This window comes from Pseudoduganella umbonata, assembly GCF_014192225.1.
Classification (GTDB): Bacteria; Pseudomonadota; Gammaproteobacteria; order Burkholderiales; family Burkholderiaceae_D; genus Rugamonas; species Rugamonas umbonata.
Genome location: NZ_JACHXS010000002.1, coordinates 674,790 through 692,940 on the forward strand (window position 1 = coordinate 674,790; position 18,151 = coordinate 692,940).

Consider the following 18,151-nt stretch of genomic DNA (forward strand, 5'->3'; position numbering starts at 1 on the left):
TTCACTAGCATTGTTTCCGCAGTGTCATCCTCCTTAATGGAATCAATGACATGACCAAAACACTGCTGATCAGGAATGCCCGCGTCGTCGTGACGATGGACGACGGGCGGCGCGAAATCGACGATGGCGCCGTCTTTGTGCGCGGCAACGTCATCGAAGCCGTGGGCCCCAGCGCCGACCTGCCGCAAACGGCCGACGAAGTGATCGACGCCACCGGCCAGGTCGTCATGCCCGGCCTCGTCAACACCCACCACCACATGTACCAGAGCCTGACCCGCGTGATCCCCGCCGCGCAGAACGGCGAGCTGTTCAACTGGCTGACGAACCTGTATCCGATCTGGGCCAACCTCACCGGCGAGATGGTGCACGTGTCCACGCTGACGGCGATGTCGGAACTGATCCTGTCCGGCTGTACCACCAGCAGCGACCACCTGTACATCTACCCGAACGACTGCCGGCTGGAAGACAGCATCGAAGCGGCGCAGGCCATCGGCATGCGCTTCCATGCCGCCCGCGGGTCGATGAGCGTGGGCCAGTCGAAGGGCGGCCTGCCGCCGGACGCCGTGGTGGAGGAGGAAGCGGCAATCCTGAAGGACACCCAGCGTCTGATCGAGACCTTCCACGACGCCGGCCGCTATGCGATGCAGCGCATCGTGGTGGCGCCTTGCTCGCCGTTTTCCGTGTCGCGCGAGCTGATGAAGGAAGCGGCCAGCCTGGCGCGCAGCTACGGTGTATCGCTGCACACGCACCTGGCGGAAAACGTCAACGACATCGCCTACAGCCGCGAGAAATTCAACATGACACCCGCCCAGTACGCGGAGGATTGCGGGTGGGTCGGCCACGACGTATGGCATGCCCACTGCGTGCAGCTGGACGACGACGGCGTCTACATGTTCGGCCGCACCGGCACGGGGATCGCGCATTGCCCGTGTTCGAACATGCGGCTGGCGTCCGGCATCGCGCCGATCCGCAAGATGATCGATGCCGGCGTGCCGGTCGGCCTGGGCGTGGACGGCTGCGCGTCGAACGACGCCGGCCACATGCTGGGCGAGGCGCGCCAGGCGATGCTGCTGCAGCGCGTGGGCTTCGGTCCGGATGCGATGACGGCGCGGCAGGCGCTGGAAATCGCCACGCTGGGCGGTGCCAAGGTGCTGAACCGGGACGACATCGGCGCTTTGATGCCGGGCATGGCGGCCGACATCGTCACGTTCCGCCTCGACCAGATCGGCTTTGCCGGTGCGCTGCACGACCCGGTCGCCGCGCTGGTGTTCTGCACGCCGTCGAACGTCACGCACAGCATCATCAACGGCAAGGTGGTGGTGCGCGACGGCCGGTTGCAGACGGTCGATCTGCCGGTGGTGATCGAGCGGCACAATGCGCTGGCCAGCGAGCTGGCGCTGAAGACGGGTACGCGCAAGGTCGCTTGACGTCGCGGAGTAAAGGGCAGGGGGGGCCGGAGCGATCCGGCTTGTCCGGGCGGGCCTCGGCCCGCCGCCGGATTATTTCAGCAATGCCGACACGAGGTCCTTCTCGTGGTTGGTACCGCTATCGAAACGCAGCGCCGCTTCCACGTGGGTCAGGTGTGCAAGCATTACCTGCGCGGCCAGGTCCGCATCGCCGGCGCGGGCCGCGGCGAGGAATTCGGCATGTTCGTCGGCGGAGCAGGCGGCATCGCGGTCGGACTGGTACAGCATCGTGATCAGCGAACTGCGGGCCACCAGCTCGTGCAGCATTTCGCGCACCACGTCGTTGCCCACCACCTCGGCCAGCACCACATGGAAATCGCCCAGCAGGCGCGAGCGCACCTTGTGGTCGCCTTCCAGCGAGCGGCGCTCCGCTTCCAGGTGTTTTTCCAGCTTGCGGTAGTCGGCCGCCGTGGCCTTGGCCACGAATTCGCGGGCCAGGGCGCCCTCGATGATGCGCCGGGCCGCGAAGATGTCGCGCGATTCCTTTTCGCTGGGCTGGCTGACGAACGCGCCCTTGTCCGGCACGATGCGAATCAGCTTGTCCTTCGACAGGATCAGCAGCGCCGCGCGGATCTTGGTACGGCTGACATGGTAGAGGCGCGACAATGCTTCCTCGCGCAACTTGGTGCCAGGGGGAAGTTTGCGCGCCGCGATGGCTGAAGCGATATCGTCGGCAATGTCGTTCGAGCTCGCGCCGCTGCTCTGCTTTTCTTCTGTGGCTGCGATGGACGCTGACATGGAAATCGGACAGTAAATGATCCGCAATCATACATGCGCGCGCATATATTGGCTATCTCGCAAGGTATCTGTTCATGCGCCCCTTGCCATGCTTGCCCATGCGCCTGTGCCCGTCCACCATTCCACCCGGCTGCAACGCCGCGTTGCCTACCGCGATTTGCCCAGCACATCCTTCCGGAACCAGTCTTCCAGCATCTGCTTTTCGTGGCTGTACTGCTCGTTGTTCCAGCGGTTCGTGCCCATCAGGTAATTCGGGTCGGCCAGCTTCGGCTCGCCGCTCTTGACCACCTTGCCGTCCTGCTCGATGGTGTAGCGGAAATGCATGCGTGGCCAGTCGGCACGGCCCTTCAGCACCCGCACGTCCTGCACCGCCACGCGGGGGAACTGGTCGCCGGCCAGGTCGATGTCGAGGAATTCCACGTTCAGCTGCTGGCCTGCCGGTAATTTCTTGGCGAGCAACTCCAGGTGCTCGCGGAAATGGATCTCCATCGATTCGCGGTCGCTGGCGAAGCGCGGCACATCCGTCATCTTTTCGGTATCCACATAGGTCACCTTGGCGCCTGCGCTGGCCATGCCCGACGCAGCCAGCAGCACGGCAACCCCTGCCATGCGTATGAATTTCTTCATGATAAAAGTCCTTGTCCACATTGTGTACCGAATATACGCCCATTCGGCCGCGCTTCAATCGCCGCTAAGTAGCGGGTGTAACACGATGTGACAGCCCGCGCCATTCACTCCAAAACCGGTGACAGACACCAGTTTTCTTGAAACATTTCCTCAAAACCGGTGACAGACACCAGTATTTTTGAAACTTTTCCCGGAGAGAAGATGTTCCGCCGCTGCGGCCTGCCAAAGGTCCTCAAACATTTCTCGGAAATAGGAGCCTGTCACTGGTTTTGAGGTTCGTGACTTTTTTCTGGATAGTCGGCACGGTCGCGGTGCTGGCGCACCAGCGCGAGGGACCGCTCGCACCGCTTTGACGCGGCGATGGCCGCGCGCGGCCCGGAACCGCCCGGAAACTTGTTGGCACGAAAATCGCATAAGGGAAGATGGGTTTCGTCTATCCGGGAGGAGCATGACACTGCAGCAATTGCGCGACTTCGTGGCCGTCATCGAGCATGGCGGCTTCCGCGCCGCGTCGCGGGCGCTGCGCGTTTCCCAGGCCGCGCTGACCAAAAGCGTGCTCAAGCTCGAGGCCGCGCATGGCGTGGAGCTGGTGCTGCGCATGCAGTCGGGCGTCCTGCTGACGGAGCCGGGCCGGCAACTGCTCAGCTACGCGCGGGCCATCCTGCGCGACGTCGAGGATGCGATGGCCATGCTCGATGCCAAACGGCTGGCCGAGCGCATGACGGTCGTCGTCGGCGCCAGCCTCGATCCGGCGCTGACGCTGGTGCCCCGCGTCGCCGAGGATTTCAAGCGCCGCAACCAGCAGGCCAACGTGCATATCCAGCAGGGCGCACCGGGCGACCTGGTCGACATGCTGCGCGAAGGGCGCCTGGACCTCGTCGTGTCCGAGCTGCATGACGGGCTGAACACGGGTAACCTGTGCATCGAACCGATCTACCGGGAAGCGCTGTACATCGCCAGCCGTGCCGGTCCCGGCGCGTCCGATGTGGATGACGTGGCCGATGGCGCCGCACTGGCCGGGCGGCCCTGGCTGGTGCTCGGCGAGACCAACAGCGCCAGGCAGCCGCAGGATGCGCTGCGCGAGATCTTCGGGCGCTGGGGCTGGCGGATGCCGGCCACCGTGTACTCGTCCAGCTCGCTGATCGCGGCGCTCGACCAGATAGCCGGCACCGAGACCTGCTGCCTGCTGCCCGAGCGCGTCTTCAGCCACCCGATCGCCGCGCGGCGCATCCGCAAGATGGCGGTGGCGGGGCAGCCGGTGGCCGAGCGCGAAGTGGCCATCATCACCAAGGGTTCGCGCCATCCGCATGGCGGCGTGGCCGAATTCGTGTCGATGACGAAGTCGCTGGCGCGCATCCGCGACCTTGCCTTCGCGTGAGCGCGCGCCACCGTCATTGCTGGCGCAGCTTGCGCACGTCTTCCACCGTCGTCGCCGGCGCGTCCGGCTTGGCGAACGACTGGCGAACGTAGGTGGTCACGGCGGCGATCTGCTCGTCGCTCATCATGCCGGCGAAGGCGGGCATGCCACGGTAGCCGTTCGCCACGCGGAAGACGATGTATTCCGGGCTCTGCACCAGCGGGTTGCCGGCCAGCTTCGGATAAAAGCCGGCGCCGCGCGCGCCTTCGCCTTTCGCCATGTGGCAACCCTGGCAGCTGGCCGCATACAGCGCCTTGCCGTCCTTCTGCGCGAACGTATAGCCGCTCGACATCTGCGGCACGTCCGCCGCGCCGGCCGCCGCCGAAAAGAGCGCGGCCATCCATAGCCATTTCCTCATGCCGCATTCCCCTTTCCCGTGGTGGCGCGGATCTTCGCGTGCAGGCGCGTGATCGCGTCGTGCGCCGACAGCACGGCGCCTTCCTGCCAGCCGCCGATGAACGACGCGTGTTCGCCGGCCAGCACCAGCCGGTTGTCGATCGCGCACAGCTTGTCGTAATGCTGCGCGCGCGCCTGTTCCGTCCACATGGCCATGCAGCCGTTAATCCACGGCACGCGATGCCAGCCGACCGTGACGCCGTTGTCGAACTCCTTTTCGTACTGCGCATGGATCATGCCGCCCTGGCGCACCACCTCGCGCAGCCGCTCTTCCGTCTCCATCGCCGAGAATTCAAACGCGTTCGGCCCGAACATGTAGGCGCCCAGCACCACGGCCGGTCCCTTGGCATTGAAGTTCGACGCCGGATAGCAGATCCGGTTGATCGGCTGGTCCGTGTACGTAATGCCGCCAAAGATGCCTTCGTCCTGTTCCCAGAAGCGGCGCCGGAACTGCAGGCCGGCCTTGAACGCGGCGGCATACGGCACCGCGCCGATCGCCGCCAGCATCTCCGGCCCGGCCGTCACGTCGACCTGGCTCAGGATCGACAGCGGAATCGTGCACACGCACCAGTCGGCCTTGACCTGCCGGACGCCCTGGCCCGGCTTGCGCGCATCGTCCACCGTCACGGTCACGCCGCGCGCATCCTGGTCGATCTTCGTCACCCTGGCGTGGAACTGCACGTGCTGCTTCACCTGGCGGTAGAGCGCCAGCGCGATCTGGTCCATGCCGTGCTTCGGCTGGAAGATGCTGGTCTGGAACTCGTATTCATGGGCGGTCGCCAGGCTTTCCCACAGGCCGGAGCGGATCAGCGTACTGCGGTCGCCCGGCGTGGAGTACTGCGCGCGCGCCATCAGGCCGCCGCCGGGCGGCACGTCGAAGCCGCGCCGCTCGCTGGAACGCAGGCCCTTGGCATACAGCAGGTCCTTGTTCAAGCCGCCGAACGAGGCCAGCGATTCGAGCAGCTTTTCCTTTTCCTCGCCGGTGATGTCGCCATCGAGCCGCCCCGCGTTGGTGGCCTTGGCCAGCAGTTCGGCCACGTGGCCGTTGTAGTCGGCCTGCACCGTGCGATAGCGCTGCGGCTTGCCGTCGAACGCCGTCGTGCTGTGCAGGTAAGCGTTGTAGTTGACCTGGATGAACGGTTCCAGCGGCACGTTCAGGCGGCGCGCGTAGTCGAGCATGCCGTGGTGGTGATAAGGCAGGCGCCAGGGGCCCGGGTTGACATATTCGCCCTTGGCGAAGCGGCACTCCTGCTCGGCTCCGCCCAGCTCGGTGTAGCGGTCGCCGCCGCGGATCGTCCAGCTGCGCCCGCCGGCGCGCCCGTTGTATTCGAGTACCGTGACGCGGTAGCCGGCGTTGCGCAACTCATAGGCGGCCGACAGGCCGGCTATGCCGGCGCCCAGCACCAGCACGTGGGTGCCCTGCGGCGCCCCGTCGAGCCGCAACGGCCCGGTAAATGTCGACTCCTGCGCGAAACCCAGCGACGTCATGCCGTGGTACATCGCCGCGCCGCCCAGCGTCTTGCCCAGCATGGCCAGCATCTGGCGCCGGCTGACGGGCCCTCCTGGAATGTCCTGCATCGTGCCCCTTTTATCGATGAACTCAACGGCTTCATCCTCGGGCATGGACGCCGCCGCGTCGACAGCAGGGTGGTGTTTGCGATTCCGTTCTGGAATCACCCCGGCGTTTTCTCCAGCTCAGCGCCTGGTCGGCACGAAGCGCAGCAGGAAAATGGTGACGCCCAGGCCGATCGCCGCCAGCAGCGCCACCAGCGCGGGAATGTGCGCCACGCGCGTGAACGAATATCCCATCGAGCCCCACATGAACAGCAGGATCACGACCTTGCCGCGCAGCGGCAGGCCGCGGCCGTCTTCCCAGTCGCGCAGGTACTTGCCGAACAGGGGATTGGTGCGCAGCCAGTTGTGGGCCCGCACCGAGCTGCGCGCGAAACAGGCCGAGGCCAGCAGCAGGAACGGCGTGGTCGGCAGCAGCGGCAGGAAGGCGCCGAGCACGGCGAGTACCACGGCGATCACGCCTATCACCTTCAGCAGGAATTTCATCGGACGATTCATGGCGGCATCGTACCATTCACGTGCAACACCGAAGGCGCCAGCGCGGTGCCGGCTTTTCCGCACCGTCGGGAACAGTCTTTAATTGTGTGCTATCGGCATGCTCCTACAGGCATCCCAACCGTGTGGAGCCATTTTCCATATTGCCATTACTATCATTGACGGTTCCCCGTCCGGCCACGAGCCCGCTTGCCCGCAGCGAACCATTCCGGCCATACCCCAACGCCCTAAGGATGCCAATACATGGATGATATCGACACGACCCGGCGCGACCTGCTGATCGCCGGCGCACTGACCGCCACGGCCGCCGCCGTGCCCTCGGTTGCAGGCGCCCAGCCTGCCGCCAACACAGCAGCGAACCCGCCCCAGACACCCGTTTCCTCGAAGGTCACGCTGAAGGTCAACGGCCAGCAGCACAGCGTTGCCGTGGATACCCGCACCACCTTGCTGGACCTGCTGCGCGAACAGCTGCACCTGACCGGCACCAAGAAAGGCTGCGACCAGGGCCAGTGCGGCGCCTGCACGGTGATCGCCGACGGCCGCCGCATCAATTCCTGCCTGACGCTGGCGGTGATGCATGAAAACTCGGAGATCACCACCATCGAAGGCCTCGGCACCCCCGAGAAGATGCACCCGATGCAGGCCGCCTTCGTCAAGCACGACGGCTACCAGTGCGGCTACTGTACGCCCGGCCAGATCTGTTCGGCCGTGTCGGTGCTCGACGAGATCAAAAAGGGCATTCCCAGCCACGTGACCGCCGACCTGACGAAACGCCCGCCGCTCACCGAGCTGGAAATCCGCGAACGGATGAGCGGGAACATCTGTCGCTGCGGCGCATATTCGAACATCGTCGATGCGATCGTCGAAGTGTCCGGGAGGCCGGCATGAAGGTATTTACCTATGAGAAGGCGCGTACCCCGGCGGAGGCTGCGGCCGCCGCCGCGCGCGTGCCTGGCGCACGCTTCATCGCCGGCGGCACCAACCTGCTGGACCTGATGAAGCTGGAAATCGAAACGCCGCCGCACCTGGTGGACGTCAACGGCCTGGACCTCGACAAGATCGAGCCCACGCGCGACGGCGGCCTGCGCGTGGGCGCGCTGGTGCGCAATACGGATCTCGCGGCGGACGAACGCGTGCGCCGTGACTACGGCGTGCTGTCGCGCGCATTGCTGGCCGGCGCCTCGGCCCAGTTGCGCAACAAGGCGACCACGGCCGGCAACCTGCTGCAGCGCACGCGCTGCCCGTATTTCTACGATACCGCGCAGCCGTGCAACAAGCGCAAGCCGGGCAGCGGCTGTTCGGCGATCGGCGGTTTCACGCGCCACCATGCGATCGTCGGCACCAGCGATGCCTGCATCGCCACGCACCCGAGCGACATGGCGGTGGCGATGGCGGTGCTCGATGCCAGCGTGGAGACGGTACAGCCGAACGGCGCGACGCGCACGATCCCGATTGCCGACTTCCATAAACTGCCGGGCAACACGCCGCACATCGAAAACGCCCTCGCCCCCGGCGAGCTGATTACCGCGGTAACGCTACCGAGACCGGCCGGCGGCCGGCAGCTGTACCACAAGGTACGCGACCGCGCTTCCTACGCATTCGCCCTGGTGTCGGTGGCCGCCATCGTGCAGCCGGACGGCACGGGCCGCGTGGCGGTAGGCGGCATCGCCCACAAGCCGTGGCGCGTGCCGGCGGCGGACCAGGGCCTGCCACGCGGCGGCCGTGCCGTGGCCGAGCAGCTGCTGGCCGGCGCCAAACCGATGCACGACAACGCGTTCAAGGTTCCCCTCGTCCAGCGCACCATCGATGCGGTGCTGGCGGAAGCGAAGAAAGGTTAATGCGATGAAATTCACCACTCCCGCCACCACCAACCCGATCGACCAGCTGAAGGTGGTCGGCAAGCCGGTCGACCGGATCGACGGCCCCTATAAAACCACCGGCACCGCGCGTTACGCGTACGAGCGGCACGACGTGGTGCCGAACGCCGCCTACGGCTACGTGGTCGGCGCCACGATCGCGAAAGGGCGCATCACGTCGATCGATGCCGCCGCCGCACGCCGCGCGCCCGGCGTGATCGCCGTCGTCACCCACGAGAATGCCGGCAAGCTGGAAAAGGGCGACTACAACACGGCCAAGCTGCTGGCCGGACCGCTGGTCGAGCATTACCACCAGGCCGTGGCGCTGGTGGTCGCGGAAACGTTCGAGCAGGCGCGTGCCGCCGCGGGCCTGGTGCGCGTCGAATATTCGCCGATCAAGGGCGAGTACGACCTGGCCAAGGCAAAGGATTCGGCCAAGGTGCCGAAGAAGGAAGAAGACCCTGAAACGAAAACCGGCAATTTCCAGTCGGCGTTCGACAGCGCGCCGGTGAAGCTCGACGCCACCTACACCACGCCGGACCAGTCGCACGCGATGATGGAGCCGCATGCGTCGATCGCCGCATGGGAGGGCGACAAGCTCACCGTGTGGACGTCGAACCAGATGATCGACTGGGGCAAGGGCGACCTGGCGAAAACCCTCGGCATCCCGAAGGACAAGGTGCGGCTGGTGTCGCCGTACATCGGCGGCGGTTTCGGCGGCAAGCTGTTCGTGCGCGCCGAAGCGCTGCTGGCCGCGCTGGGCGCGAAGCAGGCGAACAGGCCCGTCAAGGTGGCCTTGCAGCGTGCGCTGATGATCAACAACACCACGCACCGTCCCGCCACGATCCAGCGCATCCGCATCGGTGCCACGCGCGAAGGCCGCATCACGGCGATCGCCCACGAAAGCTGGTCCGGCGACCTGCCTGATGGCAAGCCGGAAACGGCCGTCCAGCAAACCCGCCTGCTGTACGCGGGCGCGCACCGGCTGACGCGGCTGAATCTCGCCGTGCTCGACCTGCCCGAGGGGAATGCGATGCGCGCGCCGGGCGAGGCGCCGGGCCTGATGGCGCTGGAAATCGCCGTCGACGAACTGGCGGAAAAACTGAAGATGGACCCGGTCACGCTGCGCATCGTCAACGACACCACTGTCGATCCGGAAAAGCGCACGCGCAAGTTCTCGCAGCGGCGCTTCGTCGAATGCCTGCGCACCGGCGCGGAAAAATTCGGCTGGAACAAGCGCAATGCGCAGCCGGCCCAGGTGCGCGAAGGGCGCTGGCTGATCGGCCTGGGCGTGGCCTCGGCGTTCCGCAACAACCTCGTGCAGAAGTCAGCCGCGCGCGTGCGGCTGGACGGCAAGGGCGTCGTCACCGTCGAAACGGACATGACGGACATCGGCACCGGCAGCTACACGATCATCGCGCAGACCGCCGCTGAAATGATGGGCGTGGGGCTGGAGCAGGTGGTGGTGAAACTGGGCGATTCCGATTTCCCCGTCTCGGCCGGTTCGGGCGGGCAGTGGGGCGGCAACAGTTCCACCGCCGGCGTGTATGCGGCCTGCGTGAAGCTGCGCGAGGCGGTCGCGGCGAAACTGGGCCTGGCCGCGGATGCGCAATTCGCCGACGGCGCCGTGCGTGCCGGCGGCAAGTCGGTGCCCCTGCGGGAGGCGGCCGCCGGCGGCGAACTGGTGGCCGAGGACAAGATGGAGTACGGCGACCTCGACAAGAAGTTCCAGCAATCGACGTTCGGCGCCCATTTCGTCGAAGTGGCCGTCGATGCCTACACGGGCGAAGTACGCATCCGGCGCATGCTGGCCGTCTGCGCGGCCGGCCGCATCCTGAATCCGAAATCGGCGCGCAGCCAGGTGATCGGCGCGATGACGATGGGCGCCGGCGCGGCATTGATGGAAGAGCTGGCCGTCGACAAGCGCATCGGCTTCTTCGTCAACCACGACCTGGCCACGTATGAGGTGCCGGTGCATGCCGACATCCCGCACCAGGAAGTGATCTTCCTCGACGAGACGGACCCGATGTCGTCGCCGATGAAGGCCAAGGGCGTGGGCGAGCTGGGTATCTGCGGCGTGGCGGCGGCGGTCGCCAATGCGATCTACAACGCCACCGGCGTGCGGGTCCGCGAGTATCCGGTCACGCTGGACAAGCTGCTCGACAAGCTGCCGCAGGTGGCATAGCACGCGGCGTCTTCATGCGGCGCTTGCCGTAAGATCGTGGTCGGCGCGGGCACAGTGCCCGCGCCGTTCAACCCACCATGAAAGGATCGCCATGAAGCCTTTTGCCGCCGCACTGTTCTCCTCGATATTGTTGACCGCCGCCGCCTGCTCCCATGCGCAGGACCGGCAGGCCATCGATGAAGCGAAGCGCGCGGCCGAAGAATGGCTGGCGCTGGTGGATGCCGGCCAGTACAAGGCATCGTGGGAGCAGGCCGCCGAGCCGCTGCGCAAGGCGGTCAGCATCGCGCAATGGGAGCAGGGCGGCCGCGCCGCGCGCATGCCGGTCGGCGCCTTCCAGGAACGCAGCCTGGCCTCGTCCACCTACACGACCACGCTGCCCGGCGCACCGCAGGGCCAGTACGTGGTGCTGCAATACACCACACGCTTCGCCGACCGCGCCAACGCCGTGGAAACCGTGACGCCGATGCTGGAAGCCGACGGCAAATGGCGCGTGTCGGGATACTTCCTCAAGTAGAAAACCGGTGACAGACACCAGTTAATTTGAAATGTTTCAAGCAAAACCGGTGACAGACACCAGTTGATTTGAAATGTTTCAAAAAACTGGACGGTCCGCCGCTGCGGACTGTCACCGGTTTTCGGGGTGTGGTGGAGCTGCCACAGCCGTGCGTCGCGGTGCCGGGATTTTTGGCAGAGTCGAACTACCGCGTTATAAAAATGCAAACATGCCCTGCCTGCGCTCCCTGGCTTCCCTGCTGCCGACCGCTTTGCTGCCGATTTCTTGGCTGCCATCCCGCGCCGCGGCCCAGGTAGCGCGGCAGAGCGCGCTGCAGCCGGCCGGCGTGCAGGCCGAAACGATCTTCAGCCTGTGGAACTTTACGCTGGCGCTGTGCGCGGCGGTATTCGCGGCGATCGTGCTGGCGCTGCTGGTGGCGTTGCTGGTGGCTTTCCGGCGCGCCCGCGAGGCACGGCAGGCGGCGGCTGATTCGACAAGCCTGTCGTCACGCCCGTCGTCAAGCCTGTCCTCAAGCCTGCCATCAAGCCTGCCGCCGGACCTGGCACCGCTGCACCAGCCCGAGCGCCGCGTGCACCGCACGGTGCTGTTGGCCACCGCGATCGCCACCGTGGGCCTGGTCATGCTGCTGGTGGCGGACGTGTGGACCGGCCGCATGCTGGCCCGGCTGCCGCTGAACGAGGCCGTGAAAATCGAGCTGACCGGCCACCAGTTCTGGTGGGAAGTGCGCTACCCGGACGAAGGCGTGACCACCGCCAACGAGCTGCACGTGCCGGTCGGCCGGCCGGTCGTCGTCACGTTGAAGAGCCGCGACGTGATCCATACCTTGTGGGTGCCGAACCTGGCCGGCAAGCGCGACATGATTCCCGGCCGCACCGCGACGATCTCGCTGCGGGCCGACAAGCCCGGCGTCTATCGCGCCCAGTGCGCCGAATTCTGCGGCCTGCAGCACGCGCTGATGGCCTTGCCGGTAACGGCCGTGGCGCCGGCGCAGTACGAGCGCTGGGCGCAGGCGCGCGGCAGGGCCGCGCCGGAACCGGCCAGCGACAGCCGGCGGCTCGGGCGCGAGGTGTTCGTGCGCGCCGCCTGCGCGGCCTGCCACACGATCGCCGGCACCATGGCCAACGGCACGCTGGGGCCGGACCTGACCCACCTGGCCAGCCGGCCCACGCTGGCCGCCGGCATGCTGCCGAACGACCGCGCCAACCTGCAGGCCTGGATCGTCGACCCGCACCGCTTCAAGCTGGGCGCGAACATGCCGCCCAGCCCTTTGCCGGCGCGCGACATGCACGCGCTGCTCGATTACCTGGAGAGCCTGGAATGAGCGACACCGCTCCCGCCATTCCCGCCGGTTCCACCGCACCCGGTGCCGATCCCGCCGGCCTGCTGGAACAGACCTGGCGCGACCCGCCCGGACTGCGGGGCTGGCTGAGCGCCGTCAACCACAAGACCATCGCCGCGCGCTTCATCTACACCGCCTTTGCCTTTTTCGTCCTCGGCGGGATCCTGGCACTGATGATGCGCCTGCAGCTGGCGCGGCCGGACAGCCGGCTGATCGGGCCGGACCTGTACAACCAGCTGTTCACGATGCACGGCACCACGATGATGTTCCTGTTCGCCGTGCCGGTCATGCAGGCCATCGGCATCTGGCTGCTGCCGCTGATGCTGGGCACGCGCACGGTCGCCTTCCCGCGCATGAACGCGTTCGCGTTCTGGATCTTCCTGTTCGGCGGCGTGATGCTGTACGCGGCATTCCTGATCGGCATGGGTCCCGATGCCGGCTGGTTTGCCTACGTGCCGCTGGCAAATGGCGACTACTCGCCCGGCAAGCGGGTCGACATCTGGGCACAGATGATCACGTTCACCGAAACGTCGGCGCTGATGGAAGCCATCGTCATCATCGTCACGATCTTCAAGATGCGCGCGCCGGGCATGACGCTGGACCGCATGCCGCTGTTCGCATGGGCCATGCTGGTCACCTCGTTCATCGTGCTGTTCGCGATGCCGGCCGTGATGCTGGCCAGTACCGCCCTGATCACCGACCGGCTGGTGGACACCCATTTCTACGACCCGGAGCTGGGCGGCGACGCGCTGCTGTGGCAGCACCTGTTCTGGTTCTTCGGCCACCCCGAGGTGTACCTGATCTTCATCCCGCCGCTGGGCGTGATCTCGGCCATCGTTGCCACGTTTTCGCGGCGGCCGATGGTGGGCTACCGCGTCATGGTGCTGGCGCTGATCGCCACCGGCTTCCTGTCGTTCGGCCTGTGGGTGCACCACATGTTCGCCACCAACCTGCCGGAACTGGGCAAGGTGTTCTTCACGGCCGCCAGCCTGATGATCGCGATCCCGACGGCGGCGCAGATCTTCTGCTGGCTGGCCACGCTGTGGACCGGGCGCCTGGACCTGCGCACGCCGCTGCTGTTCGTGCTGGCGTTTTTCGTCATCCTGCTGGCGGGCGGCCTGACGGGGCTGATGCTGGCCTCGGTCTCGCTCGACACGCAGCTGCACGACACGTATTTCGTCGTCGCCCACCTGCACTACGTGCTGATGGGCGGCGCCGTGTTCCCGCTGTTCGGCGCGTTTTATTACTGGTACCCGAAGTTCACCGGGCGGATGATGAGCGAGAAGCTGGGCAAGTGGCAGTTCTGGCTGTTCTTCACCGGCTTCAACGTGACGTTTTTCCCGATGCACGTGCTGGGCCTGGAAGGCATGCCCCGCCGCGTATACACCTACCCGGACGGCATGGGCTGGAACGCGATCAACCTGGGTGCCACCGCCGGGGCGTTCATGATCGCCACCAGCGTGCTGCTGTTCATCGTCAACGCGTGGCGCAGCCGGCGCCACGGCGCACCGGCCGGCGCCGATCCGTGGGGCGCCGGCACGCTCGAGTGGCGCGCAGCATCGCCGCCGCCGGCCGCCAACTTCGACATGCTGCCGGTGGTACACGGCCGTTATCCATTGTGGCAGCCGGCCGCGCTGCCGGACCGGGTGGCGGGCATCGATCCGGGCTTGCGCGAAGTGCTGCTGACGAGCGTGACGGCGGCCGAGCCGGATCACCGGATGCTGATGCCGACGCCATCGCCGTGGCCATTCGTCACGGCGCTGGCCACCACCGTGTTCTTCGTCGGCTCGATCTTCACGCCATGGGCCGTGGTGTGGGCCTCGCTGCCGGTGGCGATCACCGCCACGTTCTGGTTCTGGCCGAGGAAAAGCGAGAGCGAGATCCGGCACCGGCGCGAGGTGCGGCCGTGAAGAACGACGCATCCGGCAAGGGTGGGGACGATCCCCGCGCGCTGCACGTGGGCCACCTGCCCACGTTCGCGTTCGGGCACCGCAGCCCGATGTGGTGGGGCACGCTGGGCCTGGTGGCGATCGAATCGACCGTCTTTGCACTGATTATCGTCACCTACTTCTACCTGCGCGGGCTGGCCGATGCATGGCCGCTGTCGGGCAGCCTGCCGCCGGACCTGCTGTGGGGCACGCTCAACACGGCCGTGCTGCTGCTCAGCATGATCCCCAACGAGATGGCCCGGCGCGCCGCAGAACGGCTGGACCTGCGCGGCGTGCGCATCGGCCTGCTCTGGTGCATGGTGTTCTCCGCCGCTTTCCTGGCCGTGCGCGCGCTGGAATTCACCGCCCTGAACTGTGCATGGGACGACGACGCCTACGGCTCCGTCGTCTGGATGATGATCGGCCTGCACACGATGCACCTGATCACCGACATGTGGGATTCGGCCGTGCTGACGGTGCTGATGCACACCGGGCCGCTGGACGGCAAGCGCTTCGTCGACGTCAGCGAAAACGCCGGGTACTGGTACTTCGTGGTGGGCAGCTGGCTGCCGATCTATGCCACCGTCTACTTCGGCGCGCGGATGTAATGGGACAGCACCTGCAGTGCACAGAAAGTTGCTTGAAAAATGGGGCGGTCCGGCGTCCCGGCGAACCCCATTTTCCGAGCAACTTTCCGCTGCTGGTGCCGGACACCAGATGCTTCTACGTTGCCGGTTTCCTGCTCATGCCGGCAGTCGCGTCGGCACACATCGTGCCGGGCACCGGACCCGCGCCGCTGGCCTGGGGTGCCGACTGGTGGGTGCTGGCCAGCCTGGTGCTGTCGCTGCTGCTGTACGCGGCCGGCGTGGCGAAACTGTGGCCGCGGCTGGGGCAGGGCAGGCGGGCGGTGCTGGGCCGCGCCGCGTATTTCGCCGCCGGCTGGCTGGCCATGGCCGCGGCGCTGGCGTCGCCGCTCGATCCGGCCGGCGGCATGCTGTTCGCGGCGCACATGGTGCAGCACGAGCTGCTGATGATCGTGGCGGCGCCGCTGCTGGTACTGGGGCGGCCGTTCGGACCGTGGCTGTGGGGGCTGCCGGCGTCGTGGCGCCGCGCCGTCGGCCACGGCGTGCACTGGCGTCCCTGGGCTGTCGCATGGCAAGCCATTACCCGGCCCCTGGCCGCCTGGCTGATCCACTTCGCCGCGCTGTGGGTATGGCACGCGCCGCCGCTGTTCCAGCTGGCCCTTGCCGACGACACCGTGCACGCCTGGCAGCATGCCAGCTTCCTGTTTCCCGCACTGCTGTTCTGGTGGGCGGTGCTGGGGGCGCGCGGCCCGGCGCCCGGGCCGGCCATGCTGTACCTGTTCACGACGATGATGCACACGGGCGCGCTCGGCGCGCTGTTCGCGCTGTCGAACACGGTGTGGTACCCGGCCTATGGCGACGGGCCGCTGGCGTTCGGCCTGATGCCGCTGGAAGACCAGCAGCTGGGCGGCCTGATCATGTGGATCCCGGGCGGGCTGGCCTACGTGATCGCCGGCCTGGCGCTGTGCCTGCGCTGGCTGGCCCCGGTCAGAAATACTTGGACAGGTAGTTCGCGCCCGAATCCGGGAAAACCGTGACCACCCGGCCGGACAGCCTGGGCAGCAGGCGTGCAATGCCGGCGGCCACGCAGCCGGACGAACCGCCGGCCAGGATGCCTTCCTCGCGCGCAAGGCGGTGGCAGAAGTCGACGGCCACGTCGTCCGGCACCTGGATCACGTCGTCGACCACGGCCGCGTCGAACGTGCCGGACGGCGCGCGCTTGCCGACTCCCTCGATCACGGTGCCGAACGTGCCGTCTTCGTCGGGCGCCGCGCCGGTGACCGCCTCCCGGTACGACGAGTGCAGCGGCTCGACGCCGATCACGGTGATGCGGCGGTCGCGTTCCTTCAGGAAGCGGCCGATGCCGGAAATGGTGCCGCCCGAGCCGATGCCGCACACGAAGCAGTCGATCCGCCCGTCGAGCTGGAACCACAGTTCGGGCGCCGTATCCGTATAGTGGGCCTGGCGGTTCAGTGCCGAGCGATACTGGTCGAGGTGGAAGGCGCCATGCTCGGCGGCGATGCTCTCGGCCATGCTGTAGTAACTGTGTTCGTGCGCCTCCGCCAGGCTCGACGCGCACATGTGCACCTGGGCGCCGTAGGCCTCGATGCGCCGGATTTTTTCCGTGCTGGTACGGTCCGGCACCGTGACGTCGCAGCGCAAGCCGCGCACCGCGGCCGCCATCGCCAGCGCCGCACCGGTATTGCCCGACGAGCTTTCCACCACGTGCTCGACGCCGGCCGGCAGGTAGCGCAGCATGTAGCGCACCATCCGATCCTTGATGCTGCCGCCGGGGTTCATGAACTCGAGCTTGGCCACCACGTCGTGGTCGCGGAACAGCCGCTGCAGGCGCACCACCGGCGTATTGCCGATGGCATCGAGCACGGAACCATGGACCTGCGACGTGCGTTCGGACACAGACATGCTTGTACCTTGCAATGTTTTCCTGTGGGAAATTTTAACATCGTTATCTTGCCGGCAGCGCGCGCCTGGATGGAAACCGCATAATCTATTGCCAAAAAGGCATAACGCCGGCAGTGCCGCGGCCGCGCCGCGAACCCGCCGTGGAAAGCTGCGTTAGAATGGCCGGTTTCGGCAATACTCGAGGTAAGCGCAATGAAATGGGCCCTGGTCGGTTTTTATATCCTGTCCGTTCTGCACATCCACTTCCGCGGCAAGGTGCGGCTGCCGATCGGCCGCCAGCTGTTCGACCACTCGTCGTTCATGGCACCGATCAATATCTTCATGCACTTCTTCTCGCGCGTGCCGTCCACGCCCTACCTGCCCGTGGCGGACTTCAAGGAGCTGGCGCCGCTGCAGGAGAACTGGCAGGTGATCCGTGAAGAAGCGGAAAACCTGATCCGGCTGCAAAAGATCAAGGCTTCCGAAAAGAACGACGACGCCGGCTTCAACTCCTTCTTCAAGGCGGGCTGGAAGCGCTTCTACCTGAAGTGGTACAACGCCAGCCACCCGTCGGCGGCCGAGCTGTGCCCGAAGACGCATGCGCTGCTGCAGGGTATTCCATCGGTAAAGGCGGCCATGTTCGCGGAACTGCCGCCGGGCGGCAAGCTGAACCCGCACCGCGACCCGTTCGCCGGCTCGCTGCGCTATCACCTGGGCCTGGCCACGCCGAACGACGACCGCTGCTTCATCGACGTCGACGGTGTGCGCCACAGCTGGCGCGACGGCCAGGGCGTGATGTTCGACGAGACCTACATCCACTGGGCCATCAACGGCAGCGAGAGCGACCGCATCATCCTGTTCTGCGACGTGGAACGCCCGATGCGCTTCCGCTGGGCGCAAGCCGTCAACCGCTTCCTGGGCCGCACGATGATGACGGCGGCCGCCTCGCCGAACGAAACGGGCGACCAGGTGGGCATGGTGTCGAAGCTGTTCCGCATTTCCCACTACGCCGGCATCTACCGCCGGCGCTACAAGGCGTGGAACAAGACCGCGTACAAGCTCACCAAGGTGGCGCTGATCGTCGGCCTGGGTGCGCTGATCTATTACATCTGACCCGCCATCAAAAGTTGCT

17 protein-coding genes are annotated in these 18,151 nt (G+C 66.5%); 11 read left to right on the top strand and 6 right to left on the bottom strand.

The genetic code is table 11. The features are described from left to right. Window positions 1–50: 50 nt before the first annotated feature. Entirely contained in the window at window positions 51–1,427 is a 1,377-nt protein-coding gene (locus FHS02_RS08040) for an 8-oxoguanine deaminase (protein ID WP_137314557.1), read from the top strand. 72 nt (window positions 1,428–1,499) lie between these two features. On the opposite strand, the gene FHS02_RS08045 is transcribed toward FHS02_RS08040, so the two are convergent. Further along, window positions 1,500–2,204: a GntR family transcriptional regulator gene (locus tag FHS02_RS08045; protein ID WP_137314556.1), complete on the bottom strand. Its 705-nt coding sequence runs from the start codon at window positions 2,202–2,204 to the stop codon at window positions 1,500–1,502. A 147-nt stretch (window positions 2,205–2,351) separates the two neighbouring features. Next, a complete protein-coding gene (locus FHS02_RS08050; RefSeq protein ID WP_175424831.1) occupies window positions 2,352–2,831 on the bottom strand; it encodes a DUF3016 domain-containing protein in 480 nt (159 codons plus the stop codon). Window positions 2,832–3,279: 448 nt separating this feature from the next. On the opposite strand from FHS02_RS08050, the gene FHS02_RS08055 reads away from it, so the two are divergent. Next, window positions 3,280–4,209 (top strand): LysR family transcriptional regulator, encoded by a 930-nt coding sequence (locus FHS02_RS08055; RefSeq protein WP_137314554.1) that lies wholly within the window; start codon window positions 3,280–3,282, stop codon window positions 4,207–4,209. 13 nt (window positions 4,210–4,222) lie between these two features. Here the strand turns inward: FHS02_RS08055 and FHS02_RS08060 are convergent, their stop codons facing one another. The 3 genes from FHS02_RS08060 to FHS02_RS08070 form a co-directional block, all read right to left on the bottom strand. Beyond that, the gene (locus FHS02_RS08060; protein ID WP_137314553.1) at window positions 4,223–4,606 is read right to left on the bottom strand and encodes a c-type cytochrome; all 384 of its coding nucleotides are present in this window, start codon (window positions 4,604–4,606) and stop codon (window positions 4,223–4,225) included. Beyond that, a complete protein-coding gene (locus FHS02_RS08065; RefSeq protein ID WP_137314552.1) occupies window positions 4,603–6,222 on the bottom strand; it encodes an NAD(P)/FAD-dependent oxidoreductase in 1,620 nt (539 codons plus the stop codon). The genes FHS02_RS08060 and FHS02_RS08065 overlap by 4 nt, the downstream gene beginning before the upstream one ends. 117 nt (window positions 6,223–6,339) lie before the next feature. After that, a complete protein-coding gene (locus tag FHS02_RS08070; protein ID WP_229422222.1) occupies window positions 6,340–6,714 on the bottom strand; it encodes a YbaN family protein in 375 nt (124 codons plus the stop codon). 240 nt (window positions 6,715–6,954) lie between these two features. On the opposite strand from FHS02_RS08070, the gene paoA reads away from it, so the two are divergent. The 8 genes from paoA to FHS02_RS08110 all read left to right on the top strand — a co-directional run bounded on the left by paoA (window position 6,955) and on the right by FHS02_RS08110 (window position 16,154). Then, complete coding sequence (gene paoA, locus FHS02_RS08075) at window positions 6,955–7,599, top strand: aldehyde dehydrogenase iron-sulfur subunit PaoA (RefSeq protein ID WP_137314551.1); 645 nt, start codon at window positions 6,955–6,957, stop codon at window positions 7,597–7,599. Beyond that, the gene (locus FHS02_RS08080; RefSeq protein ID WP_137314550.1) at window positions 7,596–8,549 is read left to right on the top strand and encodes an FAD binding domain-containing protein; all 954 of its coding nucleotides are present in this window, start codon (window positions 7,596–7,598) and stop codon (window positions 8,547–8,549) included. The genes paoA and FHS02_RS08080 overlap by 4 nt, the downstream gene beginning before the upstream one ends. Window positions 8,550–8,553: 4 nt before the next feature. Then, on the top strand, window positions 8,554–10,752 hold the full coding sequence (paoC, locus tag FHS02_RS08085; protein ID WP_137314549.1) for an aldehyde oxidoreductase molybdenum-binding subunit PaoC: 2,199 nt from the start codon (window positions 8,554–8,556) through the stop codon (window positions 10,750–10,752). A 91-nt stretch (window positions 10,753–10,843) separates the two neighbouring features. Next, window positions 10,844–11,266 (top strand): DUF4019 domain-containing protein, encoded by a 423-nt coding sequence (locus FHS02_RS08090; RefSeq protein WP_137314548.1) that lies wholly within the window; start codon window positions 10,844–10,846, stop codon window positions 11,264–11,266. A 208-nt stretch (window positions 11,267–11,474) separates the two neighbouring features. Then, window positions 11,475–12,587 (top strand): cytochrome c oxidase subunit II, encoded by a 1,113-nt coding sequence (coxB, locus tag FHS02_RS08095; RefSeq protein ID WP_137314547.1) that lies wholly within the window; start codon window positions 11,475–11,477, stop codon window positions 12,585–12,587. Further along, window positions 12,584–14,515, top strand: coding sequence for a cytochrome c oxidase subunit I (ctaD, locus tag FHS02_RS08100; RefSeq protein WP_137314546.1), 1,932 nt, complete (start codon window positions 12,584–12,586; stop codon window positions 14,513–14,515). The genes coxB and ctaD overlap by 4 nt, the downstream gene beginning before the upstream one ends. Beyond that, entirely contained in the window at window positions 14,512–15,141 is a 630-nt protein-coding gene (locus tag FHS02_RS08105; RefSeq protein ID WP_229422221.1) for a cytochrome c oxidase subunit 3, read from the top strand. The genes ctaD and FHS02_RS08105 overlap by 4 nt, the downstream gene beginning before the upstream one ends. Before the next feature lie 137 nt (window positions 15,142–15,278). Then, complete coding sequence (locus FHS02_RS08110) at window positions 15,279–16,154, top strand: cytochrome c oxidase assembly protein (RefSeq protein ID WP_137314545.1); 876 nt, start codon at window positions 15,279–15,281, stop codon at window positions 16,152–16,154. Here the strand turns inward: FHS02_RS08110 and FHS02_RS08115 are convergent. Then, window positions 16,105–17,040, bottom strand: a complete 936-nt coding sequence (locus FHS02_RS08115; RefSeq protein WP_137314544.1) for a PLP-dependent cysteine synthase family protein — start codon at window positions 17,038–17,040, stop codon at window positions 16,105–16,107. The genes FHS02_RS08110 and FHS02_RS08115 overlap by 50 nt on opposite strands. A gap of 192 nt (window positions 17,041–17,232) precedes the next feature. Between FHS02_RS08115 and lpxO the strand changes: the two genes are divergently transcribed. Continuing rightward, window positions 17,233–18,132: a lipid A hydroxylase LpxO gene (lpxO, locus tag FHS02_RS08120; protein WP_137314543.1), complete on the top strand. Its 900-nt coding sequence runs from the start codon at window positions 17,233–17,235 to the stop codon at window positions 18,130–18,132. Window positions 18,133–18,151: the final 19 nt, after the last annotated feature.